Below are 21,943 nucleotides of genomic sequence, written 5' to 3'. Positions count from 1 at the left end.
AACCGGCTCGGGAAATCAGGCTGGCGCGCCGGCGCAGCCGCAGTGAAGGCGTTCGCCGCTGTCGACGTTCAGCAGGGTCATGCTGCCGCCCCACACGCAGCCGGTGTCCAGGGCATAGAGGCCGGGCACGTCGCACTGGCCTTCCAGGGCCGCCCAGTGGCCGAAGATGATCTTGCGCCCGGCGGCCTTGCGCTCGGGGTAGCTGAACCAGGGGGCGTAGCCGGGCGGGGCGGTGTCCAGGCCCTCCTTGCTCTTCAGGTCGAGCTTGCCATCCGGGGTGCAGAAGCGCATGCGGGTGAAGTAGTTGGTGATCACCCGCAGGCGCTCGATGCCGTGCAGCTTCTTGTCCCACTTGGCCGGCTCGTTGCCGTACATGCCTTCGAGGAACAGCGGCAGGCGCAGGTCGTCGCGCAGGGCTTCCTCCACCTCGGCGGCGCGCAGCAGGGACTTCTCGATGCTCCACTGCGGCGGGATGCCGGCGTGCACCAGGGTGATGTCGCGCTCGGCGTCGTGGTGGATAAGCGGCATGCGCCGCAGCCAGTCGATCAGGTCGTTGCGCTCCGGCGCTTCGATGATCTCGCGCAGGGTGTCGGCCTTCTTCAGGCGCTCGGCGTTGTAGGCGACGGCCAGCAGGTGCAGGTCGTGGTTGCCCAGCACGCTGACCACCGAATCGCGCATGGCGTAGAGGAAGCGCAGCGTCTCCAGCGATTGCGGACCGCGGTTGACCAGGTCGCCGACCAGCCACAGCTTGTCGCGGGCGGGGTCGAAGGCGACCCGTTGCAGCAGCTGCTTCAGCGGCTCAAGGCAGCCTTGCAGGTCGCCGACGGCGTAGGTGGCCATCAGTGCAGCGCCCCCGGTACGGCCAGGCGGAAGACGGGGATTTCGGCGTCGAAATGGTGGCCATCGTCGGCGAGCATCTGGTAACTGCCGGACATGCTGCCAACCTTGGTGGCCAGCACGGTACCGCTGGTGTAGGTGTGGCTGGCGCCCGGTTCTATCAGCGGCTTCTCGCCGACCACCCCGGCGCCGCGCACTTCCTGCACGTGGCCGTCGCCGTCGGTGATGATCCAGTGCCGGCTGAGCAGCTTGGCCGCCTGTTCGCCGTTGTTGTGAATGGTCACCGTGTAGGCGAACACGTAGCGCTGCTGCTCCGGCTGCGATTGCTCGGGCAGGTGGCGGGTGGTGACGCTGACGGTGATCTGGTATCGGGGGTCGCTCATGCTCGGCTCGGGCGTCTCTCGTCGATGGGGTCAGGGCGCGCTGGGCGACTCGGCCAGGCGGTTGGCCAGGCGCACGAAGTCGGCCACGTCCAGCTGCTCCGGGCGCAGGCTCGGGTCGACCCCGGCGGCTTCGATGTCTTCGATGGACATCAGGCCGCGCAGGGTGTTGCGCAGGGTCTTGCGGCGCTGGTTGAAGGCTTCGCGGACGATGCGTTCGAGCACGCGATGGTCCTTGGCCGGGTGCGGCAGCTCGGCGTAGGGGGTCAGGCGGACGATGGCCGAGTCGACCTTGGGCGGCGGGTTGAAGGCGCCAGGGCCGACGGTGAACAGGTAGTCCACCCGGCAGAAGTACTGGACCATGATCGACAGCCGGCCCCAGTCGCCGCCGCCGGGCTCGGCGGCCAGGCGCTCGACCACTTCCTTCTGCAGCATGAAGTGCATGTCCTGGATGATCCCGGCATGTTCGAGCAGGTGGAAGATCAGCGGCGTGGAGATGTTGTAGGGCAGGTTGCCGACTACGCGGAGCTTTTCGTCGGCCTTGGGCAGGGTGGCGAAGTCGAACTTCAGCGCATCGCCCTGGTGCAGGCTGAAGTTCGGCTTGAGGCCGAAACGGTATTTCAGCTGCGGGATGAGGTCGAGGTCGAGCTCGATCACGTCGAGCTGTGCGCCGCTGTCCACCAGGCCCTCGGTAAGGGCGCCCTGGCCCGGGCCGATCTCCAGCAGGTGCTGGCCTTCCTTGGGGGCGATGGCGCGCAGGATGCGGTGGATCACCCCGGCGTCATGCAGGAAGTTCTGGCCGAAGCGCTTGCGCGCGCGATGTTGGAAAAGCTCGGACATAAAGGCGGCTCCAGGCTTCAAGCTGCAAGCGACGCGCAAGAGCCAAAGCGGTGCAAAAGCGGCAAGTTTACCAGCTAGCACCGCGCGCCGCTTGCCGCCGCTAGTTGCCCGCGCGGCTGGCGTCAGCCATCTGATAGGCGGTTTCCAGGGCCACCAGCAGGCTGCCGCCGTCGATACGGCCGCTGCCAGCCAGGTCCAGTGCCGTGCCATGGTCCACCGAGGTGCGGATGATCGGCAGGCCCAGGGTGACGTTCACCGCGGCGCCGAAACCTTTGTATTTCAGCACCGGCAGGCCCTGGTCGTGGTACATGGCCAGCACCGCGTCGCAGTGTTCGAGGTGCTTGGGGGTGAACAGGGTGTCGGCCGGCAGCGGGCCGATCAGTTGCATGCCCTCGCCGCGCAGGCGTTCCAGGGTCGGCTCGATGACGTCGATTTCCTCGTGGCCGAGGTGGCCGCCCTCGCCGGCGTGGGGGTTGAGGCCGCAGACCAGGATGCGCGGCGCGGCCAGGCCGAACTTGTTGCGCAGGTCTGCATGCAGGATGCGCGTGACCCGCTCCAGGCGCTCGACGGTGATGGCGTCGGCCACGTCGCGCAGCGGCAGGTGGGTGGTCACCAGGGCGACGCGCAGGCCGCGGGTGGCGAGCATCATCACCACTTGTTGGGTGTTGGTCAGTTCGGCGAGGAATTCGGTGTGCCCGGAGAAGGCGACGCCGCCTTCGTTGATCACGCCCTTGTGCACCGGCGCGGTGATCATCCCGGCGAAGGTGCCGTCCAGGCAGCCCTGGCCGGCGCGGGTCAGGGTTTCCAGCACATAGCCGGCGTTGGCCGGGTCGAGCTGGCCGGCCTTGACCGGGGCGCCGAGCGGGGTGTCCCAGACGTACAGCGAGCCGGCTGGCGCCGCGTGCTCCGGCCACTGGCCGGGGGCGACGTCCAGCAACTGGATGTCGAGGCCGAGCAGGGCCGCGCGTTCGGCCAGCATCTGGCGGTTGGCGATGGCTACCAGTGGCTGCGGCTGGGCTTCGCGGGACAGCAGCAGGCACAGGTCCGGGCCGATGCCGGCGGGCTCGCCGGGGGTGAGGGCGAAGGGTTTGCGGGCTTGCATGGCGGGCTACTCTACGGCGTCGACCGCATGCGGCGGTCGTGGTTGTTCGATGGGCCCACTGTACGCCGATGCGTCGCGCGGGCAAAAAGAAACCCGGCCTGGGCCGGGTCTCTAGGTCGCGGGGCAAGCCTTACAGCTTGACCTCGACGTAGGCTTCGTCGCGGATCTGCCGCAACCAGGCCTGCAGTTCCTCGTCGTACTTGCGGTTGCGCAGGACCTGGGCGGCCTGCTGCTCGCGGAACTTGTCGCTGCTGTCGGTGGCGCGGCGGCCGAGGACTTCCAGGATGTGCCAGCCGAACGGCGAGCGGAACGGCTTGCTCACCTGGTTCTGCGGCGCGTTGGCCATCACTTCGCGGAACTCCGGCACCAGCGACTCAGGGTCGATCCAGTTGAGGTCGCCGCCGTGCAGCGCGGAGCCCGGGTCTTCGGAGAACTGCTTGGCCAGCTTGGCGAAGTCTTCGCCGTTCTGGATGCGCTCGTAGAGCTTCTGCGCCAGCTTCTGGGTTTCCTCGTCGCTGCGGATTTCGCTGGGCTTGAGCAGGATGTGACGGACATGCACTTCGTCACGCACCATCTTGCTGCCGCCGCGCTTCTCTTCCAGCTTGAGGATGATGAAGCCGCCCGGGGTCCGCACCGGCTCGGTGACGTCGCCCACGCTCAGGCTGCCGATCATGCTGTCGAACGGCGAAGGCAGCTGGGCGGCCTTGCGCCAGCCGATCTCGCCGCCTTCCAGGGCGTTGTCGCCGGCCGAGCGGGAGATCGCCAGCTGGTTGAAGTCGGCGCCCTGCTTGAGCTGCTGGTAGACGTCCTGGGCCTGCTTGCCGGCGGCCTGCAGGGTCTCCGGCGAGGCGCCGTCCGGTACCGGGATGAGGATGTTGGCCAGGCGGAACTCTTCGGAGAGCTGGATCTTGCCCAGGTCCGAGGCGAGGAAGTTCTGCACTTCCTGGTCGGAGACCTGGACACGCTCGGCGACGCGGCGCTGGCGCACGCGGCTGATGATCATCTCGCGGCGTACCTGCTCGCGGGCGTCGTCATAGGACAGGCCGTCGCGGGTCAGGGCGGCGCGGAACTGATCCAGGGACAGGTTGTTGCGCTGGGCGATGGTGCCCATGGCCTGGTTCAGTTCTTCGTCGGTGATGCGGATGCCGGAGCGTTCGCCGATCTGCAGCTGGATGTCCTCGATGATGAGGCGCTCCAGGACCTGCTGGGTCAGCACGTGCTCGGGTGGTAGCGGCGCGCCGCGTTTCTCGATGGTCTGGCGCACCTCGCGCAGACGTTGGTCGAGCTGGCTCTGCATGACCACGTCGTTGTCGACGATGGCCACCACGCGGTCCAGCGGAGTGACGTCGGCGTGGGCTGCGGAACAGGCCAGCAGTGCGCCCAGCATCAGCGGGCGCAGGGCGTTACATAGAGTTGTCTTCACGTTGACGATAACCTTGAATGCCTTGGTCGAGGAAGCCTTCGACTTGGTTGCCTACAACGCCGCCAAGGCCTTTCAGGATGATTTGCAGGAAGATGCCGCGGTCGGCTTTCGAGTCGGCGGTGATGAATTCGTTGTCGTCGTACTTCACCCAGTAGCGGTTGACGAGGCGCAGTTTCCAGCAGCAGCTGTCGTACTCGAAGCCGCCGAGGGCTTCCAGGGTGCGATTCTGGTTGTAGTCGTACTGCCAGCGAGCGATGGCGCTCCACTGCGGAAGGACCGGCCAGATCACCGAGAAGTCGTGCTGCTCGATCTTGTACTCGTCGTTGTTGTAGGTGAAGTAACCCACGTTCGGGTCGAACACCTTGCTGTTGTTGCGGTAGCGGTAGCCGGCGTTGAACACCTTCTGCGGCTCGGCTTCCGGCTGGTAGTGGAACATCACGCTGCCGTTGTCGGTGTGGTGAGTGCTCGGGTCCCAGTTGAAGTCGGAGTTCAGGCGCCAGTCGTGGTTGAAGCGATAGCTGCCCTGCAGTGCGTACGGCGAACGCCAGGTATCGGCGCCGGGGTTGTCGATGGTCGCGTTCGGGTTGGCCAGGTTGTAGTTGCGGATGTACTTCTCGGTCAGGCCTGGCAGTTGCACGCGGCGATCGGAGAAATAGTAGATCTGGCCGGCGCTGATGGTCGCACGCTCGAAACCGTTGTCCTCGATGAAGCGCGAAGTGGCGCCCAGGGACAGCTGGTTGGCGTCGCCAATGCGGTCCTTGCTGGTGAAGCGGTTTTCGCGCCACAACGAGTCATAGCTGAAGGTGAATTCGCCGGTGTCGAAGACCGGCAGATCGTCCTGGTTGCGATACGGCGCGTACAGGTACATGGCCCGCGGTTCCAGGGTCTGGCGGAACTTGGTGCCACCGAAGGTGGTGTCGCGGTCGAAGTACAGGCCGCCGTCGAGCTTGGCCAACGGCAGCGAACGATCCGGGCTGCTGTCGTAGCTGATGCCGGCGTAGTTCGGGTGCGCGGGATCGAGGCCTTCGAGCTGGCGCTTGCCCTGACCATCCAAATCGAGGTCGTACTTGGTGTACATGGCCTTCAACGATGGGGTCAGGAAGCCCCAGCTGCTGGCCATCGGCAGGCTGACGCCGGGCTCGAAGTGCAGGCGGTCGCCAGTGGCGCGAGCCAGGCCGGATACGTTGACGTCCGGACGCTGGCCAAGCTTGTTGCCATCGCTGTCGAAATAGACGTCGTTGTCCAGGCTGCGGTCGAAGCGTACGAACTCGCTACCGTAGGTGAAGTTCGCCCCGCCCGGATTGAAGGGCAGGCGGCCGTCGAGGGTCAGCTGCGGCAGGCGGTCGTACGGGGTGACGTCGGTGACGGTGGCCAACTGGTACGCCTGGGCATTGAGGCGCGCGGTGAAGTCGTCACCGCGATAGGTCAGCACGCCCTGCTGGTTCAGGTAGGTCGGCGAGCCCAGGCCCAGGGATGTGTCGAGGTCCTGGTAGTAGTAGGGGTCGCTGATCTTGGTGTAGTCCACCTGGGCCAGCCAGCGCGAATCCAGGCCGCTGGTGTTCTTCCAGCCGTACATCCAGCGCTGGTCGGTGTAGTGCGGCTGGTTGTCACGGCTGTCGTCGCTGTCGTTCAGGTAGGCGGCGGTGACGGTGCCTTCGCTGCTGTGGGTCAGGTAGCGGAACTCGCCTTCCATCAGCAGGCCGCGCTTGGCCATGTAGCGCGGGAACAACGTGGCGTCGTAGTTCGGCGCCAGGTTGAAGTAGTACGGGGTGACCACGAACATGCCGGTGTCGGTGCTGCTGCCGAAGCTCGGCGGCAGGAAGCCGGACTGGCGACGATCGTCGATCGGGAAGTAGATGTACGGGGTGTAGAACACCGGAATGTCCTTCACCCGCAGGGTCGCGTTGGTCGCGGTGCCGAAGCCGGTGAGCGGGTTCAGCTTGATGTTGTTGCCCTTGACGTACCAGGAGTTGCTGCCCGGCTCGCAACGGGTGTAGGTGCCGTCCTTGAGCTGGATGATCGAGTCTTCCTGGCGCTTGGCGTAGAGCGCGCTGCCGCGGACCTGGGCCTGGTGCATCACGTACTCGGCGTTGTCGATCTTCGCCTCGCCGTTGTCCAGTTGCAGGTCGGCGTGGTCGCCGACGATCAGCGCGCCGTTGTCGCGCAGGCGCACGTTGCCGACCAGCTCGCCGCGGTTCTCCGACTGGTGCAGGTTGGCCTCGTCGGCCTCGACCTGCATGCTGCCCTGGCGCAGGACCACGTTGCCGGCCAGGGTCGCGACCTGCGATTCCTGCTCGTAACGCGACACCTTGGCCGAGACGTAGGTCGGGGCCTCGTCACGCGGGGTCTTGTCGTTCATGCCCGGACGCGGCGGCTCGACGTAAGCGCCGCTGCAGTACGGGCCGACTTCCGCCGCCTGGGCCGCGGTGAGCTTCTCGCGCGGCACCCAGTCCAGATGGCTGTAGTCGGCGCTGCGGGCCTGCAGGCCACGGCCGCCGGCTTCGGTGACCAGCTGCTGCTTGGGCTCCTCGGCTTCTTGCACGGTGCTTTCGGCAGCGCCTTCGGCACCGGCGGCGCGGGTGCTCACCGAGCTTTCGGTGTGCTGCGGTCGCGGCGGCAGGGCGCTGGCCGGCTGCGCCGTGGAACAGTCCCAGCTGCCGCCCGAGGGCGCGCAGTTGAACTGTTCGGCCGCAGAGGCGGTCGAGGAAGCGAGCGGCTGCATAGCCAGCAGGCCACCGGTCACCAGTAAGGGGAACTTTCTACGGAACACGGGGAGAATCACTGCCATCTTGTTAATCCGGGCTTCCTGCGAGCCATCGGCCAGATTCGGCCATAGCCACTCGATGGGCTCAAAAAGATGCTGGATAATAAAGCATGACCCGCGCAACGGCTAGGGCCGTGGAGAACCCCGAAAGATGTCTGAGGATGCCCGTTACCAGCTTCTGAATCGCTGGTTGGATTCTTGTTTGCCCGCAGTGTTCAACGCCGAAGGCTGGGGCGCGGTGCCGCCCGCCGAGCTGACCGCGGCCAGCAGCGACGCCAGTTTCCGCCGTTATTTCCGCTGGAGCGGTGGCGAGCGCACGCTGATCGTGATGGATGCGCCGCCGCCCCAGGAGGACTGCCGGCCCTTCGTCAAGGTCGCCGGCCTGCTCGCCGAGGCCGGTGTGCACGTGCCGCGCATCCTTGCCCAGGACCTCGAACAGGGCTTCCTGCTGCTCGACGACCTGGGTCGCCAGACCTACCTGGACGTGCTCACCCCGCAGAACGCCGAGGAGCTGTTCGAGGACGCGCTGGACGCCCTGGTGGCCTTCCAGCAGGTGCCGGTCGCCGATCGCCTGCCAGCCTACGACGAGGCCCTGCTGCGTCGCGAGCTGAACTTGTTCCCCGAGTGGTACCTGGCGCGCCACCTGGGCGTCGAGCTCGCCGGCGAGCAACTGGCGCGCTGGCAGCGCACCTGCGACCTGCTGGTGGCCAGCGCCCTGGAGCAGCCGCGGGTGCTGGTGCATCGCGACTACATGCCGCGCAACCTGATGCTCAGCGAGCCGAACCCCGGCATCCTCGATTTCCAGGACGCGGTGTACGGCCCGGTGACCTATGACGTTACCTGCCTTTATAAGGACGCCTTCCTCAGCTGGCCGGAGCCGCGCGTGCACGACGGGCTCAGCCGCTACTGGCGCAAGGCCCAGGCTGCCGGCATCGCGCTGCCGCCGACCTTCGACGACTTCTTCTGCGCCAGCGACCTGATGGGCGCCCAGCGCCACCTCAAGGTTATCGGCATCTTCGCCCGCATCTGCCACCGCGACGGCAAGCCGCGCTACCTCGGCGACGTGCCGCGCTTCTTCCGCTACCTGGAGGCGGTGATCGCGCGGCGTCCGGAACTGGCCGACCTGAAGGCGCTGCTCGCCGAGCTGCCGCAACCGGTGACGCCATGAAGGCGATGATCCTCGCCGCCGGCAAGGGCGAGCGCCTGCGTCCGCTGACCCTGCACACGCCCAAGCCGCTGGTGCAGGCCGGCGGCCGGCCGCTGCTCGACTACCAGCTGCTGGCCCTGCGCAGTGCGGGTTTCCACGAGTTCGTGGTGAACCACGCCTGGCTCGGCCAGCAGATCGAGGACTACCTCGGCGATGGCGCGCGATTCGACGTGAGCGTCCGCCATTCGCCGGAGGGCGAGCCGCTGGAAACCGGTGGCGGGATCTTCCGCGCCTTGCCGTTGCTCGGTGAGGAAGCCTTCGCGGTGGCCAACGGCGATATCTGGACCGACTTCGACTATGCGCGCCTGCCAGGTGCGCTCGCCGAGGGCGACCTGGCGCACCTGGTGCTGGTGGAGAACCCCGGGCACAACGTCCGTGGCGACTTCCGCCTGCAGGGCGGGCGCGTCAGCGATTACCGCGAAGGCGAACCCAGCTACACCTACAGCGGCATCGCCGTGCTGCATCCGGCGTTGTTCGACGGCTGCCGGGACGGCGCCTTCAAGCTGGCGCCGTTGCTGCGCCAGGCCATGGTCGCCGGCCGCGTCAGTGGCGAGTTGCACCGCGGACGCTGGGTGGACGTCGGCACCCACGAACGCCTGGCGGAAGTCGAACGCCTGCTGGCGGCCGGCTGAATGTTCTGGCCCGGCACCCTCATCGGCATCGTCGCCGGCTGGGCGCTGGCGAGCATTCCCGGCGCCCTGCTCGGTGGTGTGCTCGGCCAGATCCTCGACCGGCGCCTGCGGCGGCGCACCTGGCGTGACCTGTTCGAGTCGCTGCGCGGCGACGCGGGCGTGCCGGAAGAGGAGTTGCTGTTCCTCCTGCTCGGGCGGATCGCCAAGAGTCGTGGTCGCGTGCAGGACGCGCATATCCAGCAGGCCCGCGCCGAGATGCAGCGCCTTGGCCTGGACGAGCAGGGACGGCTGCGCGCCATCGATGCCTTCAGCCGGGGCAAGCAGGGCGGGCCGCGCCTGGAGGAGGGCGTCAGCCAGTACCGCGGGCAGCGTCCGGCCGTGGATGGCTTGCTCCAGGCCTGCTGGCGCATGGGCTGGGCCGCCGGCGCGCCGAGCCCGGCGGAGAAGGCGTTGATCCTGCGCTGGGGGGAGAACTTCGGCCTGCCGCGTGCCACCGTGCTGTCCCTGGCGGCCGGGGCCGAGGCCCTGCGCGCGCCGCCGAACCGCTCCGAGAGCTATCGCCAGGCCCTGCGCCTGCTCGGCGTCGAGGACGCCAGCCCGGTGGAGGAGGTCAAGCGCGCCTACCGCCGGCTGATCAGCCAGCACCATCCGGACAAGCTGGCCGGTGCCAGCGAGGCGTGCATCGCCGCGGCCACCGAGAAGACCCGCGAGATCCAGCAGGCCTACGCGCTGGTCCGCGAACGGCGCGGCTTCCGCTAGCGGTGCCTCATTCCGCCTGCGCCGCTTTCAGGTGCAGCGACAGCCAGCCGCGTATCCGCCGGTACAGCTGGTCCTGCTCGGTGGCGCGGTCCGCCGGCAGGGCGTTCATGGCGATCTGCACGTAGGTCTTGCCGGTCTCGCGCTTGCTGGCCTGCAGGCGTGCCTTGGCGGCGTCGCGGTCATCGCGGCGGTCGCGGTAATAAAAGTCGCCCACCGCCAGCGGCAGGCGCGGCACCATGTCTTCCAGGGCCGGACGGAAGTCCCGCGGCAGCTCCGCGCCGACCAGCAGCAGGTTGTGGATATCGCCCGGCTCGCGCTCGGCCAGGTAGCGCGCGGCCCAGTAGGCGCCGGTACCGTGGCCGACGAGGATGACGCTCTTCGGCTTGTCCTGCAGGGCGAAGTCGAGACCGGCCTGGATGCGCGCCATCACCCGGTCGGCGTAGGCCTTGCGTCTTTCGATGGCCGGGTCCGGCGCTGGCGGCGCCTCGCCGCTGGCCTGGGCCGGTTCGGCGCTGCCGGCTTCGGCGGTGCTTTCCGGCGTGGGCGTGGCGGCGCCGGCCTGGCCCTTCACGTCCTTGCTGCTGGCGCCGGCGTCGCTGTCGGCGGCGGCCTTGTCCGGGCTTTCCTTGCGTGGCAGCGGCTGGCTGTCCTGCGGGTCCGGCAGGCTCAAGGCCAGGGTCTGCCAGCCGGCGTCGGGCAGCTTGCGCCGCAGCGGGCCGACCGCCACCGGCCAGTCGGGGTTCTCGCCGTCGCCGGGAACGATGATCACCACGCCCTCTGCCTGCGGCGCGTTCGCCGGCAGCCACAGGGCGAGGAAGCTTTCGTCGCCGGCCTGCAGGGTCTGCTGCTGCTTTTCCGGCAGGCGTTGCTGCAATGACTTGCTCTCGTCCTGGCTGCGCTCCTCAAGGTCCGGGCGCGCCGGTGTGGCGGGGGCCACCGCCGGGCCGGGCGGGCTGGCCGGTGTCTCTTCGGCGAGCAGTGGCGCCAGGGGCGCCAGGCTCAGGGCCAGGCAGAGGGCGAGTCGGGTCGGCTGGGCTGGACGGGGCATGGGACGGGTTCCTGGCGGGTTCGGACAGGGCCTGGCAAAACGGCCAGACTACTGCCTTGTTCCTGGTTTGTCAGGCGCCGGGCTTACCGAGTTCCCCCCGGCGTACGGTAAGGTAGGCGCGCCTTTGATTCGGGGAGTGGGCATGGCTCGACTGTGGTGGGGCGCCGTGGCGGCGTTGCTGTTGTGCATTGCATTGCCGGGCGCGGCGCAGGAAGCGGCGCCCAACGTGCCCCTGGACGCGGCCCAGCGCGCCTGGCTGCAGGCCCACCCGCAGTTGCGCGCCGGCGTGGTGCTGGATGCGCCCTACGCCCAGCAGGACCGGCGCCTGCAGCAGCTTTCCGGGGCCAACGTGGAACTGCTCGAATGGCTCGCCGGTGCGCTGCAGGTGAGCCTGCAATGGCGCGTCTATCCCGACCAGGAGGCGCTGGAGCGTGCTGCCCGCGCTGGCGAGATCGACCTCGCGCCGGGCCTCGCGCAGACCCCGTCGAGCCTGCGCGAGTGGTTGTTCTCCGACCCTTACCTGCGCGTGCCGCGGATGCTCATCGGCTTCCGCGACGGCCCCGGCGCGGTGGAGCTGGATCACCTGGACGGCACCGAGCCGGTGGCCCTGCGTGGCCCGAGCGTGGTGTCCGACTACCTGCGCGGCACCTATTCCGGCATCGCCCTGCAACTCACCGATAGCGATCGCGAGGCGCTGCGCCGCGTGCTCGGCCAGGAGGCCGGCTACGCGGTGATCGACGAAGCGCACCTGGCGCGGCTCAGCCGCGAGTCGGAGTTCGCCGGCTTTCGCGTGGTCGCCGACATCGGTTATCCACAGCTGCTGCGCCTCGCCACCCGGCGCGACCTGCCGGAGCTGGCCGGCATCCTCGACGCCAGCCTGCGCGCGCTGCCGGCCAAGCAGCTGGACCAGCTGCACGAGCGCTGGCTGCAGCCGCAATACCCGCGCCTGGCGCAGTCGCCGGGGTTCTGGCAGAACCTCTGCCTGCTGCTCGGCCTGCTCCTGTCGCTGGCGCTGGCCACGGCGTTCTGGCTGCGTCATCAACGCAACCAGCTGGAGCAGCGCCTGCTCGCCGCGCGCCGCGACATCGAGCTGCGCCAGGCGGCCGAGGAGGCCTTGCGGCTGACCCAGTTCGCCATCGACAGCAGCACCGTGGGCATCCTCTGGGTCAACTGGGACAGCCACGTGCGCTACGCCAACCGTGCCGCCGAGGACATGCTCGGCTACGCCCCGGGCGAGGTGATCGAGCGGCCCCTCGCCGACTTCGAGCCGGGCCTGGACATGGACGCCTGGCTCGACCTGTGGCGCCGTGCGCGCAACAGCGAGGAGGGCCCGCTGAGCTTCGAGAGCCACTTGCGCCGCGCCGACGGCCAGTGGCTGCCGGCCGAGGTGTCGCTGAGCTTCCTGCGCTTCGGCGGTTCCGAGTACCTGCTGGTGTTCCTCAACGACGCCACCGAGCGCCGCCGCGCCCGCGCCGCCCTGGAAGAAAGCGAGGCGCGCCTGCAGGGCATCGCCGCCAACGTTCCCGGCCTGGTGTTCCGCCTGGAGCCCAGCGAGCCGGACGATTCCTCCGACTTCGCACATATCAGCTTCATCAGCGGCGGTAGCGAGGCCTCGCTGGGCTACGCGCCCGGCTACCTGGGCGAGAGCGGCCTGGGCATCATCGGCCTGGTGCACCCGGGCGAGCGCGAGGGGTACCTCGCCAGCCAGCTGGAGGCGGTGGCCGGCGGCAAGAACTGGCACTGGCAGGGGCGCATCCTCAGCCGCACCGGCGAGCCGCGCTGGGTCGACATCAAGGCCACCGCGCGACAGCTCGACGGCGGCCGGCTGGCCTGGGACGGGGTGGTCTGGGACATCAGCGAGAACAAGCAAACCGAGCTGGAGCTGGCGCAGTCGCGCGCCCAGCTGCGCGAGCTCTCCGCGCACCTGGAAAGCGTGCGTGAGGAAGAGAAGGCACGCATCGCCCGCGAGGTCCACGACGAGCTGGGCCAGGTGCTCACCGTGCTCAAGCTGGAAACCTCCATGTGCGAGCTGGGCTACGGCGAGCTGGACCCCGGCCTCAACGAGCGCCTGGGCAACATGAAGAAGCTGATCGCCCAGCTGTTCCAGCTGGTGCGCGACGTGGCCTCGGCGCTGCGTCCGCCGATCCTCGACGCCGGCATCGGTTCGGCGCTGGAATGGCAGGCGCGGCGCTTCGAGGCGCGCACCGGCATCCCCTGCCTGGTGGAGGTGCCGGAGAACCCGCCGCGCCTCGGCGACGCCAAGGCCATCGGCCTGTTCCGCATCCTCCAGGAGGCGCTGACCAATGTCATGCGCCACGCCCAGGCGCATACTGTCGAGCTGGCCCTGCGGGTGGAGGGCGCGGAACTCTGCCTGAGCATCGGCGACGATGGGCGCGGCTTCGACACCGAGGCCGCCTGGCGCGGCAGCTCGTTCGGCCTGGTCGGCATGCGCGAGCGCGTGCTGATGCTTGGCGGGCGGCTGGAGATCGACAGCCTGCCGGGGGAGGGCAGCAGCCTGCGCGTGCGGGTGCCGCTGGAGCCGGGGGAAATGCCGGAAGCGCCGTGAGGGCGCCGGCGTAGTGAGCAATGGTCGGGAGACGAGCGTGATTCGAGTACTGGTGGCGGAAGACCACACCATCGTCCGCGAGGGCATCAAGCAACTGATCGGCATGGCCAAGGACCTGCAGGTGGTGGGCGAGGCCACCAATGGCGAGCAACTGCTCGAAACCCTGCGCCAGGTGCCCTGCGAGGTGGTCCTGCTGGACATCTCCATGCCCGGCATGAACGGCCTGGAGGCCATCCCGCGGATTCGCGCGCTGAACGACGCGCCGGCGATCCTCATGCTGTCCATGCACGACGAGGTGCAGATGGCCGCGCGGGCGCTGAAGATTGGCGCGGCCGGCTACGCCACCAAGGACAGCGACCCGGCGCTGCTGCTCACGGCGATCCGCAAGGTCGCCAGCGGTGGCCGCTACATCGACCCGGAACTGGCCGACCGGATGGTCTTCGAGGTCGGCCTGACCGACTCGCGGCCGTCCCACGCGCTGCTCTCCGAGCGCGAGTTCTCGGTGTTCGAACGCCTGGTGAAAGGCGAGGGCGTCAACGAGATCGCCCAGCACCTGGCGGTCAGCAGCAAGACCATCAGCACCCACAAGGCGCGGCTGATGCAGAAGCTCGGCGCCAACTCGGTGGCCGATCTGGTGAAGTACGCGGTGGAGCACAAGCTGGTCTGAGCTGCGCCCGCATCGCACATCCGCCGCGCCGAATGTGCGTCCCTTCCGGTTTTTGCAAAGGCCGCCTATCTCGCGGCCCGGCGAAAGGGAATCATGGGCGGCCCCGCGGGGCACCTCACCAGAACAAGGAGAAAGGGATGTTGTTGCGAGCGGTACGGGGCGGGCTGCTGGCCGGCCTGCTGGGATCTGTCGCCACGCCGGCGCTGGCGGACTACGTGACGGTGATTTCCTTCGGCGGGGCCAACAAGGCGGCCCAGGAGAAGGCCTTCTACGAGCCCTTCAAGGCCGGCACCGGCACGGCGGTGGTGCACGGTTCCTATAATGGCGACCTGGACAAGCTGCGGCACATGGTGGAGATCAGCCACGTGTCCTGGGACGTGGTCGAGGTGGAGGCCCCGGAGCTGGCGCGTGGTTGCCAGGAGGGGTTGTTCCAGAAGCTCGACCAGCGCCTGATCGGCGACCCGGCGGACTTCGTTCCCGGCGCGGTGCAGCCCTGCGGTGTCGGCATCTTCGTCTGGACCACCCTGCTGGCCTACAACCAGGACAAGGTTCAGGGCAAGCCCGAAAGCTGGGCCGACTTCTGGGACCTGAAGAAATTTCCGGGCAAGCGCGGCCTGCGCTGGGGCGCCAAGTACAGCCTGGAATTCGCGCTGATGGCCGACGGCGTCGCGCCCAAGGACGTCTACCAGGTGCTCGGCACTCCGGCCGGCGTCGACCGCGCCTTCCACAAGCTCGATGAACTCCGCCCGGCAATCCGCTGGTGGAAGTCCGGCCAGGACCCGGTGCGCGACCTGTCCGACGGCAGCGTGGTCATGAGCTCGGCCTACAACGGCCGGATCGCCGCGGCGCAGCCCGAGCAGAAGGGCCTGCGCATGGTCTGGGGCGGTGGCATCTATGACTTCGACTTCTGGGCGCTGCCGGCCGGGGCGTGGAAGAAGGAACTGGCCGAGCAGTTCATCGCCTTCGCCAGCCAGCCGGCGCAGCAGAAGGTCTACGCCGAGAACATCGCCTACGGCCCGACCAATCGCAAGGCAGTGGCGCAGCTCGACCCGCAGGTGGCCGCCAACCTGCCCACCGCGCCGCGCAACATGGCCAACGCCCTGGGCATGAGCGTGGCCTTCTGGGCCGAGCACGGCGACGCCCTGGAGAAACGTTTCGAGGACTGGGCCAAGCGCTGAGAACCTGCCTACGAGCTGCTGCGCGTCGGCGTGACTGCGTTGACTACAGGCGAGCGATGCTCATTTAGCGGCCTGAACTCGAACGCGAGCCCGGTCCGTCACTCGCCTGTTCTCGCCTTGTCCCGCTCTAGCTCGCGAGCTCATAGACAGGTTCTGGGTCGGTCTTGGATAAGCCGGTGTCGCAATCAGTGCGACACCGGTTTTTTGCATTTGATAGCCCCACTTTTCGTGTAGGGATCGCCCTACAGACGATCCTCTTCTACCCTTATAGCAAGTTCTCTCCCCGCCCGATTTGCGCGCTGTGCAGGCTTCTCTAGTCTTGCTCCACGGCATTACTTACATAAATACAAAGGTGCGGTTATGGCCGAGACTCAGGCGAACGATGTGCTGGTCAGCTTCCGTGGCGTCCAGAAGAGCTACGACGGCGAGACGCTCATCGTCAAAGACCTCAACCTGGATATTCGCAAAGGCGAATTCCTGACCCTGCTGGGCCCCTCCGGCTCCGGCAAGACCACCAGCCTGATGATGCTGGCCGGTTTCGAAACCCCCACCGCCGGCGAGATCCAGCTGGCCGGCCGCGCGATCAACAACGTCCCCCCGCACAAGCGCGACATCGGCATGGTGTTCCAGAACTATGCCCTGTTCCCGCACATGACCGTGGCCGAGAACCTGGCCTTCCCGCTGTCCGTGCGCGGCATGAGCAAGACCGACGTGGCCGAGCGGGTCAAGCGCGCGCTGTCCATGGTCCAGCTCGACGCCTTCGGCGGGCGCTACCCGGCGCAGCTCTCCGGCGGCCAGCAGCAGCGCGTGGCCCTGGCCCGCGCGCTGGTCTTCGAGCCGCAGCTGGTGCTGATGGACGAACCCCTGGGTGCGCTCGACAAGCAACTGCGCGAGCACATGCAGATGGAAATCAAGCACATCCACCAGCGCCTGGGCGTGACCGTGGTCTACGTGACCCACGACCAGGGCGAAGCGCTGACCATGTCCGACCGGGTGGCGGTCTTCCACCAGGGTGAGATCCAGCAGATCGCCCCGCCGGCGGAGCTCTACGAACACCCGCGCAATTCCTTCGTGGCCAACTTCATCGGCGAGAACAACCGCATCGCCGGGCAACTGCAGAGCCAGGACGGCGACCGCTGCGTGGTGGCCCTGGCGCGCGGCGAGAAGGTCGAGGCGCTGGCGGTCAACGTCGGCCAGCCCGGCGACGCCGTCAGCCTGTCGATCCGCCCCGAGCGGGTGCGCCTGAACGGGCAGAGCGAGAGCTGCGTGAACCGTTTCTCCGGCCGTGTGGCCGAGTTCATCTATCTTGGCGACCACGTGCGCATCCGCCTGGAGGTTTGCGGCCGCACGGACTTCTTCGTCAAGCAGCCGATCGCCGGGCTCGACCCCGCCCTGCGCGTGGGCGACGTGGTACCGCTGGGCTGGGCCGTGGAGCACGTGCGTGCCCTCGACCCGCTCTCGGCGGCCTGATTCGAAGAAAAACAAACCAGCACACTGTGGAGAGAAGAATAATGTCGAAGTCCCCGTTCCACCCGTCGAAGGCCGGCCTCAAGCTCGCCGCGCTGACCCTGGGCCTGGCCTGCGCCGCGCAGTCGATGGCGGCCACCGATCTGACCGTGATCTCCTTCGGCGGCGCCAACAAGGACGCCCAGACCAAGGCGTTCTACCAGCCCTTCGAAAAGGCCACCGGCAACAAGGTCATCGCCGGCGAGTACAACGGCGAGATGGCCAAGGTGAAGGCCATGGTCGACACCAAGAGCGTGACCTGGGACCTGGTCGAGGTGGAGTCGCCGGAACTGGCCCGCGGCTGTGACGAAGGCATGTTCGAGGAAATCGACCCGGCCATCCTCGGCAAGGCCGAAGACTACGTTCCGGGCGCGGTGAGCAACTGCGGCGTCGGCTTCTTCGTCTGGTCCACCGTGCTGGCCTACAACGCCGACAAGCTGAAGAGCGCCCCCACCGGCTGGGCCGACTTCTGGGACACCAAGAAGTACCCGGGCAAGCGTGGCCTGCGCAAAGGCGCCAAGTACACCCTGGAATTCGCCCTGATGGCCGATGGCGTCGCGCCGAAGGACGTCTACAAGGTGCTGGCCACCAAGGAAGGCCAGGATCGCGCTTTCAAGAAGCTCGACGAGATCAAGCCGAACATCCAGTGGTGGGAAGCCGGCGCCCAGCCGCCGCAGTACCTCGCCTCCGGTGACGTGGTGATGAGCTCGGCCTACAACGGCCGCATCGCCTCGGTGCAGAAGGAAAGCAACCTGAAGGTCGTGTGGAACGGCGGCATCTACGACTTCGACGCCTGGGCCATCCCGAAAGGCGCCAAGAAGAAGGACGACGCCCTGAAGTTCATCGCCTTCTCGGTCAAGCCCGAGCAGCAGAAGATCTACGCCGAGAACATCGCCTACGGCCCGGTGAACAAGAACACCGTGAGCCTGCTGGACAAGGGCGTGCTGACCAACATGCCGACCACCCCGGCCAACATCGAGAACCAGGTGGGCATGGACGTGACCTTCTGGGCCGACTACGGCGAGCAGCTGGAACAGCGCTTCAACGCCTGGGCCGCCAAGTAAGGGCAGCCCCGCCGCCCTCCCGGGCGGCACCCGCGGCGACGCCGCAACGGCCCGCAGGCAGTGCGGGCCGTGCCCGCCGGGGCAATCCCCCGGTTCGGCGGCGCGCACCGCGACACACCTGATACACCACACCTTGGCCGCCTTCGCGGGCGGCCCGTTTTACCGGAGTTCGCTATGGCCACCGCTGTGTCCTTGAACGAGGTCGCCGGCCCCACCCTCAAGCAGCGCCTGGCGCGTGCGGAGCGGATGAACCGCCTGAAATCCCAGGCCCTGGTCCTGCCTCTGCTGCTGTTCCTCCTGCTGACGTTCCTGGTGCCGATCGCCGCGCTGCTCTACAAGAGCGTGAACAACCCCGAGGTGGTCGGCTCGCTGCCGAAGACCGTCAACGCCATCACCGCCTGGGACGGCAAGTCCCTGCCGCCGGAAGCGGTGTACCAGGCGCTGAGCGAAGACCTCTACGCCGCGCGCAAGAACCAGACCATCGGTGACCTCTCCAAGCGCCTGAACATGGAACTGGCCGGCTACCGCAGCCTGATGGCCAAGACCGCCCGCGCCCTGCCGTTCAAGGAGCAACCGGCTTCCTACAAGGACGCCATGGAGTCCATCGACGAGCGCTGGGGCGATCCGGCCTACTGGCAGGCGATCCGTCGCAACGCCAGCAGCGTCACCCCCTATTACCTGCTCGCCGCCGTCGACCATCGCATCGACGACCTCGGCGAGGTGGCCGCGGCCACCCCGGACCAGGCCATCTACCTGGACATCTTCGCGCGCACCTTCTGGATGGGCGCGGTGATCACCGTCATCTGCCTGCTGCTGGCCTACCCGCTGGCCTACCTGCTGGCCAACCTGCCGACGCGCAAGAGCAACCTGCTGATGATCCTGGTGCTGCTGCCGTTCTGGACCTCGATCCTGGTCCGCGTGGCGGCCTGGATCGTGCTGCTGCAGGCCGGCGGCCTGATCAACGGCGCGCTGCTCAAGCTCGGCCTGATCGACCAGCCGCTGCAACTGGTGTTCAACCGCACCGGCGTGTACATCGCCATGGTGCACATCATGCTGCCGTTCATGATCCTGCCGATCTTCAGCGTGATGAAGAGCATCTCGCCGAGCTACATGCGCGCGGCGATCTCCCTCGGCTGCCACCCGTTCGCCAGCTTCTGGCGGGTGTACTTCCCGCAGACCGTGGCCGGCGTCGGCGCCGGTTGCCTGCTGGTGTTCATCCTGTCGATCGGCTACTACATCACCCCGGCGCTGCTGGGCAGCCCGAACGACCAGATGGTCAGCTACTTCGTCGCCTTCTACACCAACACCACCATCAACTGGGGCATGGCCACCGCCCTGGGCGGCCTGCTGCTGCTCGCCACCCTGGTGCTGTACGTGATCTATGGCTGGCTGGTGGGCGCCAGCCGCCTGCGCCTGGGCTGAGGAGAGAAAGAAGATGCTGAGTCCCTACATGTCCCCGGTCGAGCGCGTGTGGTTCTACACCCTGCGCATCCTCTGCGGCCTGGTGCTGCTGTTCCTGGTGTTGCCGGTGCTGGTGATCGTGCCGCTGTCGTTCAACTCCGGCACCTTCCTGGTCTACCCGTTGCAGGGCTTTTCGCTGCGCTGGTACGCCGACTTCTTCCACAGCGCCGAATGGATGCGCTCGCTGACCAACAGCATGATCGTCGCCCCGGCGGCGACCCTGCTGGCCATGGTCTTCGGCACCCTGGCGTCGATCGGCCTGACCCGCGGCGAGTTCCGCGGCAAGGCGCTGATCATGAGCCTGGTGATTTCGCCGATGGTGGTCCCGGTGGTGATCATCGGTGTCGCCAGCTACCTGTTCTTCGCGCCGCTGGGCCTGGGCAACAGCTACATCTCGCTGATCATCGTGCACGCGGTGCTGGGCGTGCCCTTCGTCATCATCACGGTGTCGGCCACCCTGCAGGGCTTCAACCAGAACCTGGTGCGCGCCGCCGCCAGCCTGGGCGCGCCGCCGGTGCTGACGTTCTTCAAGGTGACCCTGCCGCTGATCGCCCCGGGGGTGATCTCCGGCGCGCTCTTCGCCTTCGCCACCTCGTTCGACGAAGTGGTGGTGACGCTGTTCCTCGCCGGCCCCGAGCAGGCCACCCTGCCGCGCCAGATGTTCAGCGGCATCCGCGAGAACCTCAGCCCCACCATCGCCGCCGCGGCGACCCTGCTGATCGGCTTCTCGATCCTGCTGCTGCTGACCCTGGAGTGGCTGCGCGGTCGCAGCGAGAAGATGCGTACCGCCTCCACCGCCTGATCCACCGCTCTTCGTAGGAGCGAGGGGGGCGCCCAGCCCTTGCTCGCGAATTGCTTCGCGAGGGTTCGCGAGCAAGCTCGCTCCTACAGCCATCGCCTCGATCCCACCTCGCCGCCTCCAACGGCTACAATGCGCGCCATCCGTGATTTCGCCCACAGAGGTGCGCCATGCAACCCTACGCCATCGCCCCGTCGATTCTCTCCGCCGACTTCGCCCGCCTGGGCGAGGACGTGGACAAGGTGCTCGCCGCCGGTGCCGACATCGTCCACTTCGACGTGATGGACAACCACTACGTGCCGAACCTGACCATCGGCCCGATGGTCTGCTCGGCGCTGCGCAAGTACGGCGTCACCGCGCCCATCGACGTGCACCTGATGGTCTCCCCGGTGGACCGCATCATCGGCGACTTCATCGAAGCCGGCGCCACCTACATCACCTTCCACCCGGAAGCCTCGCAGCACGTCGACCGCTCGCTGCAACTGATCAAGGATGGCGGCTGCAAGGCCGGCCTGGTGTTCAACCCGGCCACCTCGCTGGACGCGCTCAAGTACGTGATGGACAAGATCGACATGGTCCTCTTGATGAGCGTGAACCCCGGCTTCGGCGGGCAGAAGTTCATCCCCGGCACCCTCGACAAGCTGCGCGAGGCGCGCGCGCTGATCGACGCCTCCGGCCGCGATATCCGCCTGGAGATCGACGGCGGGGTCAACGTGAAGAACATCCGCGAGATCGCCGCCGCCGGCGCCGACACCTTCGTCGCCGGTTCGGCGATCTTCAACGCCCCGGACTACGCCGAGGTCATCCGCGCCATGCACGCCGAACTGGCGCAGGCCGGCAAGTGATGAGCGCCGTGCAACAAGGGATCGCCGGGCGCCTGCCGCGCCTGGTGATGTTCGACCTGGACGGCACCCTGGTGGACTCGGTGCCGGACCTGGCCGCCGCGGTGGACCAGGCCCTGGTCGGCATGGGCCGCGCGCCCGCAGGCCTCGAGCGGGTGCGCCACTGGGTTGGCAACGGCGCGCGGGTGCTGGTGCGCCGCGCCCTGGCCGGCGGCATCGAGCACGACGGCGTCAGCGAGGAAGACACCGAGCGCGCCCTGGCGCTGTTCATGGAAGCCTACGCCGACAGCCACGCGCTGACCGAGGTCTACCCCGGGGTGGTCGACACCCTGAAGTGGCTGAAGAAACAGGACGTCGAGCTGGCGCTGATCACCAACAAGCCGGAGCGCTTCGTCGCCCCGCTGCTGGACGAGATGGGCCTGGGCAAGTTCTTCCGCTGGATCGTCGGCGGCGACACCCTGCCGCAGCAGAAGCCCGACCCGGCCGCGCTGCTGTTCGTGATGAAGGCCGCCGGTGTCGAGCCGGAGCAGGCGCTGTTCGTCGGCGACTCGCGCAACGACGTGCTCGCCGCCAAGGCCGCCGGGGTACGCAGCGTCGGCCTGAGCTACGGCTACAACCACGGCCGGCCGATCGCCGAGGAACAGCCGACGCTGGTGCTCGACGACCTGCGCCAACTGCTGCCTTGCTTCGATACGGGCAAAGCGATAGTGTTGCCGGACGACGGTTCCACCCCCGCCCATAGAGATTCCATCGTGCTGGACACGGCCCCCCGCAAACTCTGGATGAAGGTCATCAAGGCCCTGGCCCGCTGGCGCTGGCGCGCCTGACATTCTTCCGGCCGGACTTCCCGGCGCCCGTTTGCCACAGC

Annotated in this window: 19 protein-coding genes; 12 read left to right on the top strand and 7 right to left on the bottom strand. The window is 67.8% G+C overall.

The features are described 5' to 3' along the window. Positions 1–15: 15 nt before the first annotated feature. The 6 genes from P3W75_RS22910 to P3W75_RS22885 all read right to left on the bottom strand — a co-directional run bounded on the left by P3W75_RS22910 (position 16) and on the right by P3W75_RS22885 (position 7,370). A complete protein-coding gene (locus tag P3W75_RS22910) occupies positions 16–840 on the bottom strand; it encodes a symmetrical bis(5'-nucleosyl)-tetraphosphatase (RefSeq protein WP_276229605.1) in 825 nt (274 codons plus the stop codon). Continuing rightward, complete coding sequence (gene apaG / locus P3W75_RS22905; RefSeq protein WP_276229604.1) at positions 840–1,220, bottom strand: Co2+/Mg2+ efflux protein ApaG; 381 nt, start codon at positions 1,218–1,220, stop codon at positions 840–842. The genes P3W75_RS22910 and apaG overlap by 1 nt, the downstream gene beginning before the upstream one ends. Positions 1,221–1,250: 30 nt before the next feature. Further along, the gene (gene rsmA / locus P3W75_RS22900) at positions 1,251–2,057 is read right to left on the bottom strand and encodes a 16S rRNA (adenine(1518)-N(6)/adenine(1519)-N(6))-dimethyltransferase RsmA (RefSeq protein WP_276229603.1); all 807 of its coding nucleotides are present in this window, start codon (positions 2,055–2,057) and stop codon (positions 1,251–1,253) included. Between the two features lie 100 nt (positions 2,058–2,157). After that, the gene (gene pdxA, locus P3W75_RS22895; RefSeq protein WP_276229602.1) at positions 2,158–3,159 is read right to left on the bottom strand and encodes a 4-hydroxythreonine-4-phosphate dehydrogenase PdxA; all 1,002 of its coding nucleotides are present in this window, start codon (positions 3,157–3,159) and stop codon (positions 2,158–2,160) included. A 130-nt stretch (positions 3,160–3,289) separates the two neighbouring features. Then, the gene (locus P3W75_RS22890) at positions 3,290–4,582 is read right to left on the bottom strand and encodes a peptidylprolyl isomerase (protein ID WP_276229601.1); all 1,293 of its coding nucleotides are present in this window, start codon (positions 4,580–4,582) and stop codon (positions 3,290–3,292) included. Further along, complete coding sequence (locus tag P3W75_RS22885; RefSeq protein ID WP_276229600.1) at positions 4,563–7,370, bottom strand: LPS-assembly protein LptD; 2,808 nt, start codon at positions 7,368–7,370, stop codon at positions 4,563–4,565. The genes P3W75_RS22890 and P3W75_RS22885 overlap by 20 nt, the downstream gene beginning before the upstream one ends. Before the next feature lie 127 nt (positions 7,371–7,497). On the opposite strand from P3W75_RS22885, the gene P3W75_RS22880 reads away from it, so the two are divergent. Genes P3W75_RS22880 through P3W75_RS22870 form a run of 3 tightly spaced genes read left to right on the top strand, consistent with a single transcriptional unit; the run spans position 7,498 to position 9,944 of the window. Next, on the top strand, positions 7,498–8,514 hold the full coding sequence (locus P3W75_RS22880) for an aminoglycoside phosphotransferase family protein (RefSeq protein WP_276229599.1): 1,017 nt from the start codon (positions 7,498–7,500) through the stop codon (positions 8,512–8,514). Then, the gene (murU, locus tag P3W75_RS22875) at positions 8,511–9,185 is read left to right on the top strand and encodes an N-acetylmuramate alpha-1-phosphate uridylyltransferase MurU (RefSeq protein ID WP_276229598.1); all 675 of its coding nucleotides are present in this window, start codon (positions 8,511–8,513) and stop codon (positions 9,183–9,185) included. Before P3W75_RS22880 ends, murU begins: the two co-directional genes overlap by 4 nt. Next, positions 9,186–9,944 (top strand): DnaJ domain-containing protein, encoded by a 759-nt coding sequence (locus tag P3W75_RS22870; RefSeq protein ID WP_276229597.1) that lies wholly within the window; start codon positions 9,186–9,188, stop codon positions 9,942–9,944. It abuts the gene before it with no gap. A 7-nt stretch (positions 9,945–9,951) separates the two neighbouring features. Here P3W75_RS22870 and P3W75_RS22865 read toward each other — a convergent pair whose 3' ends face one another. Beyond that, the gene (locus P3W75_RS22865; RefSeq protein WP_276229596.1) at positions 9,952–10,992 is read right to left on the bottom strand and encodes an alpha/beta hydrolase family protein; all 1,041 of its coding nucleotides are present in this window, start codon (positions 10,990–10,992) and stop codon (positions 9,952–9,954) included. A 142-nt stretch (positions 10,993–11,134) separates the two neighbouring features. Here P3W75_RS22865 and P3W75_RS22860 point away from each other — a divergent pair, with 142 nt between their 5' ends. The 9 genes from P3W75_RS22860 (at position 11,135) to P3W75_RS22820 (ending at position 21,902) form a co-directional block, all read left to right on the top strand. Beyond that, on the top strand, positions 11,135–13,558 hold the full coding sequence (locus tag P3W75_RS22860) for a PAS domain-containing sensor histidine kinase (RefSeq protein ID WP_276229595.1): 2,424 nt from the start codon (positions 11,135–11,137) through the stop codon (positions 13,556–13,558). A gap of 37 nt (positions 13,559–13,595) precedes the next feature. Then, positions 13,596–14,225 carry a response regulator gene (locus tag P3W75_RS22855; protein ID WP_276229594.1) on the top strand — a complete coding sequence of 210 codons (630 nt, stop codon included), beginning with the start codon at positions 13,596–13,598 and terminating at the stop codon, positions 14,223–14,225. A 140-nt stretch (positions 14,226–14,365) separates the two neighbouring features. Next, complete coding sequence (locus P3W75_RS22850) at positions 14,366–15,403, top strand: ABC transporter substrate-binding protein (protein WP_276229646.1); 1,038 nt, start codon at positions 14,366–14,368, stop codon at positions 15,401–15,403. A gap of 360 nt (positions 15,404–15,763) precedes the next feature. Then, positions 15,764–16,873, top strand: coding sequence for an ABC transporter ATP-binding protein (locus tag P3W75_RS22845; protein WP_276229593.1), 1,110 nt, complete (start codon positions 15,764–15,766; stop codon positions 16,871–16,873). Between the two features lie 41 nt (positions 16,874–16,914). Further along, the gene (locus P3W75_RS22840; protein ID WP_276229592.1) at positions 16,915–17,973 is read left to right on the top strand and encodes an ABC transporter substrate-binding protein; all 1,059 of its coding nucleotides are present in this window, start codon (positions 16,915–16,917) and stop codon (positions 17,971–17,973) included. A gap of 174 nt (positions 17,974–18,147) precedes the next feature. Beyond that, the gene (locus tag P3W75_RS22835) at positions 18,148–19,395 is read left to right on the top strand and encodes an ABC transporter permease (RefSeq protein WP_276229591.1); all 1,248 of its coding nucleotides are present in this window, start codon (positions 18,148–18,150) and stop codon (positions 19,393–19,395) included. Positions 19,396–19,408: 13 nt separating this feature from the next. Then, entirely contained in the window at positions 19,409–20,236 is an 828-nt protein-coding gene (locus P3W75_RS22830; protein WP_276229590.1) for an ABC transporter permease, read from the top strand. A gap of 167 nt (positions 20,237–20,403) precedes the next feature. Next, positions 20,404–21,078: a ribulose-phosphate 3-epimerase gene (rpe, locus tag P3W75_RS22825; RefSeq protein ID WP_276229589.1), complete on the top strand. Its 675-nt coding sequence runs from the start codon at positions 20,404–20,406 to the stop codon at positions 21,076–21,078. Further along, a complete protein-coding gene (locus tag P3W75_RS22820) occupies positions 21,078–21,902 on the top strand; it encodes a phosphoglycolate phosphatase (protein ID WP_276229588.1) in 825 nt (274 codons plus the stop codon). Before rpe ends, P3W75_RS22820 begins: the two co-directional genes overlap by 1 nt. Positions 21,903–21,943: the final 41 nt, after the last annotated feature.

The organism is Pseudomonas citronellolis (assembly GCF_029335315.1).
Classification (GTDB): Bacteria; Pseudomonadota; Gammaproteobacteria; order Pseudomonadales; family Pseudomonadaceae; genus Pseudomonas; species Pseudomonas citronellolis_A.
This window is presented reverse-complemented; position numbering and strand designations above follow the sequence as displayed.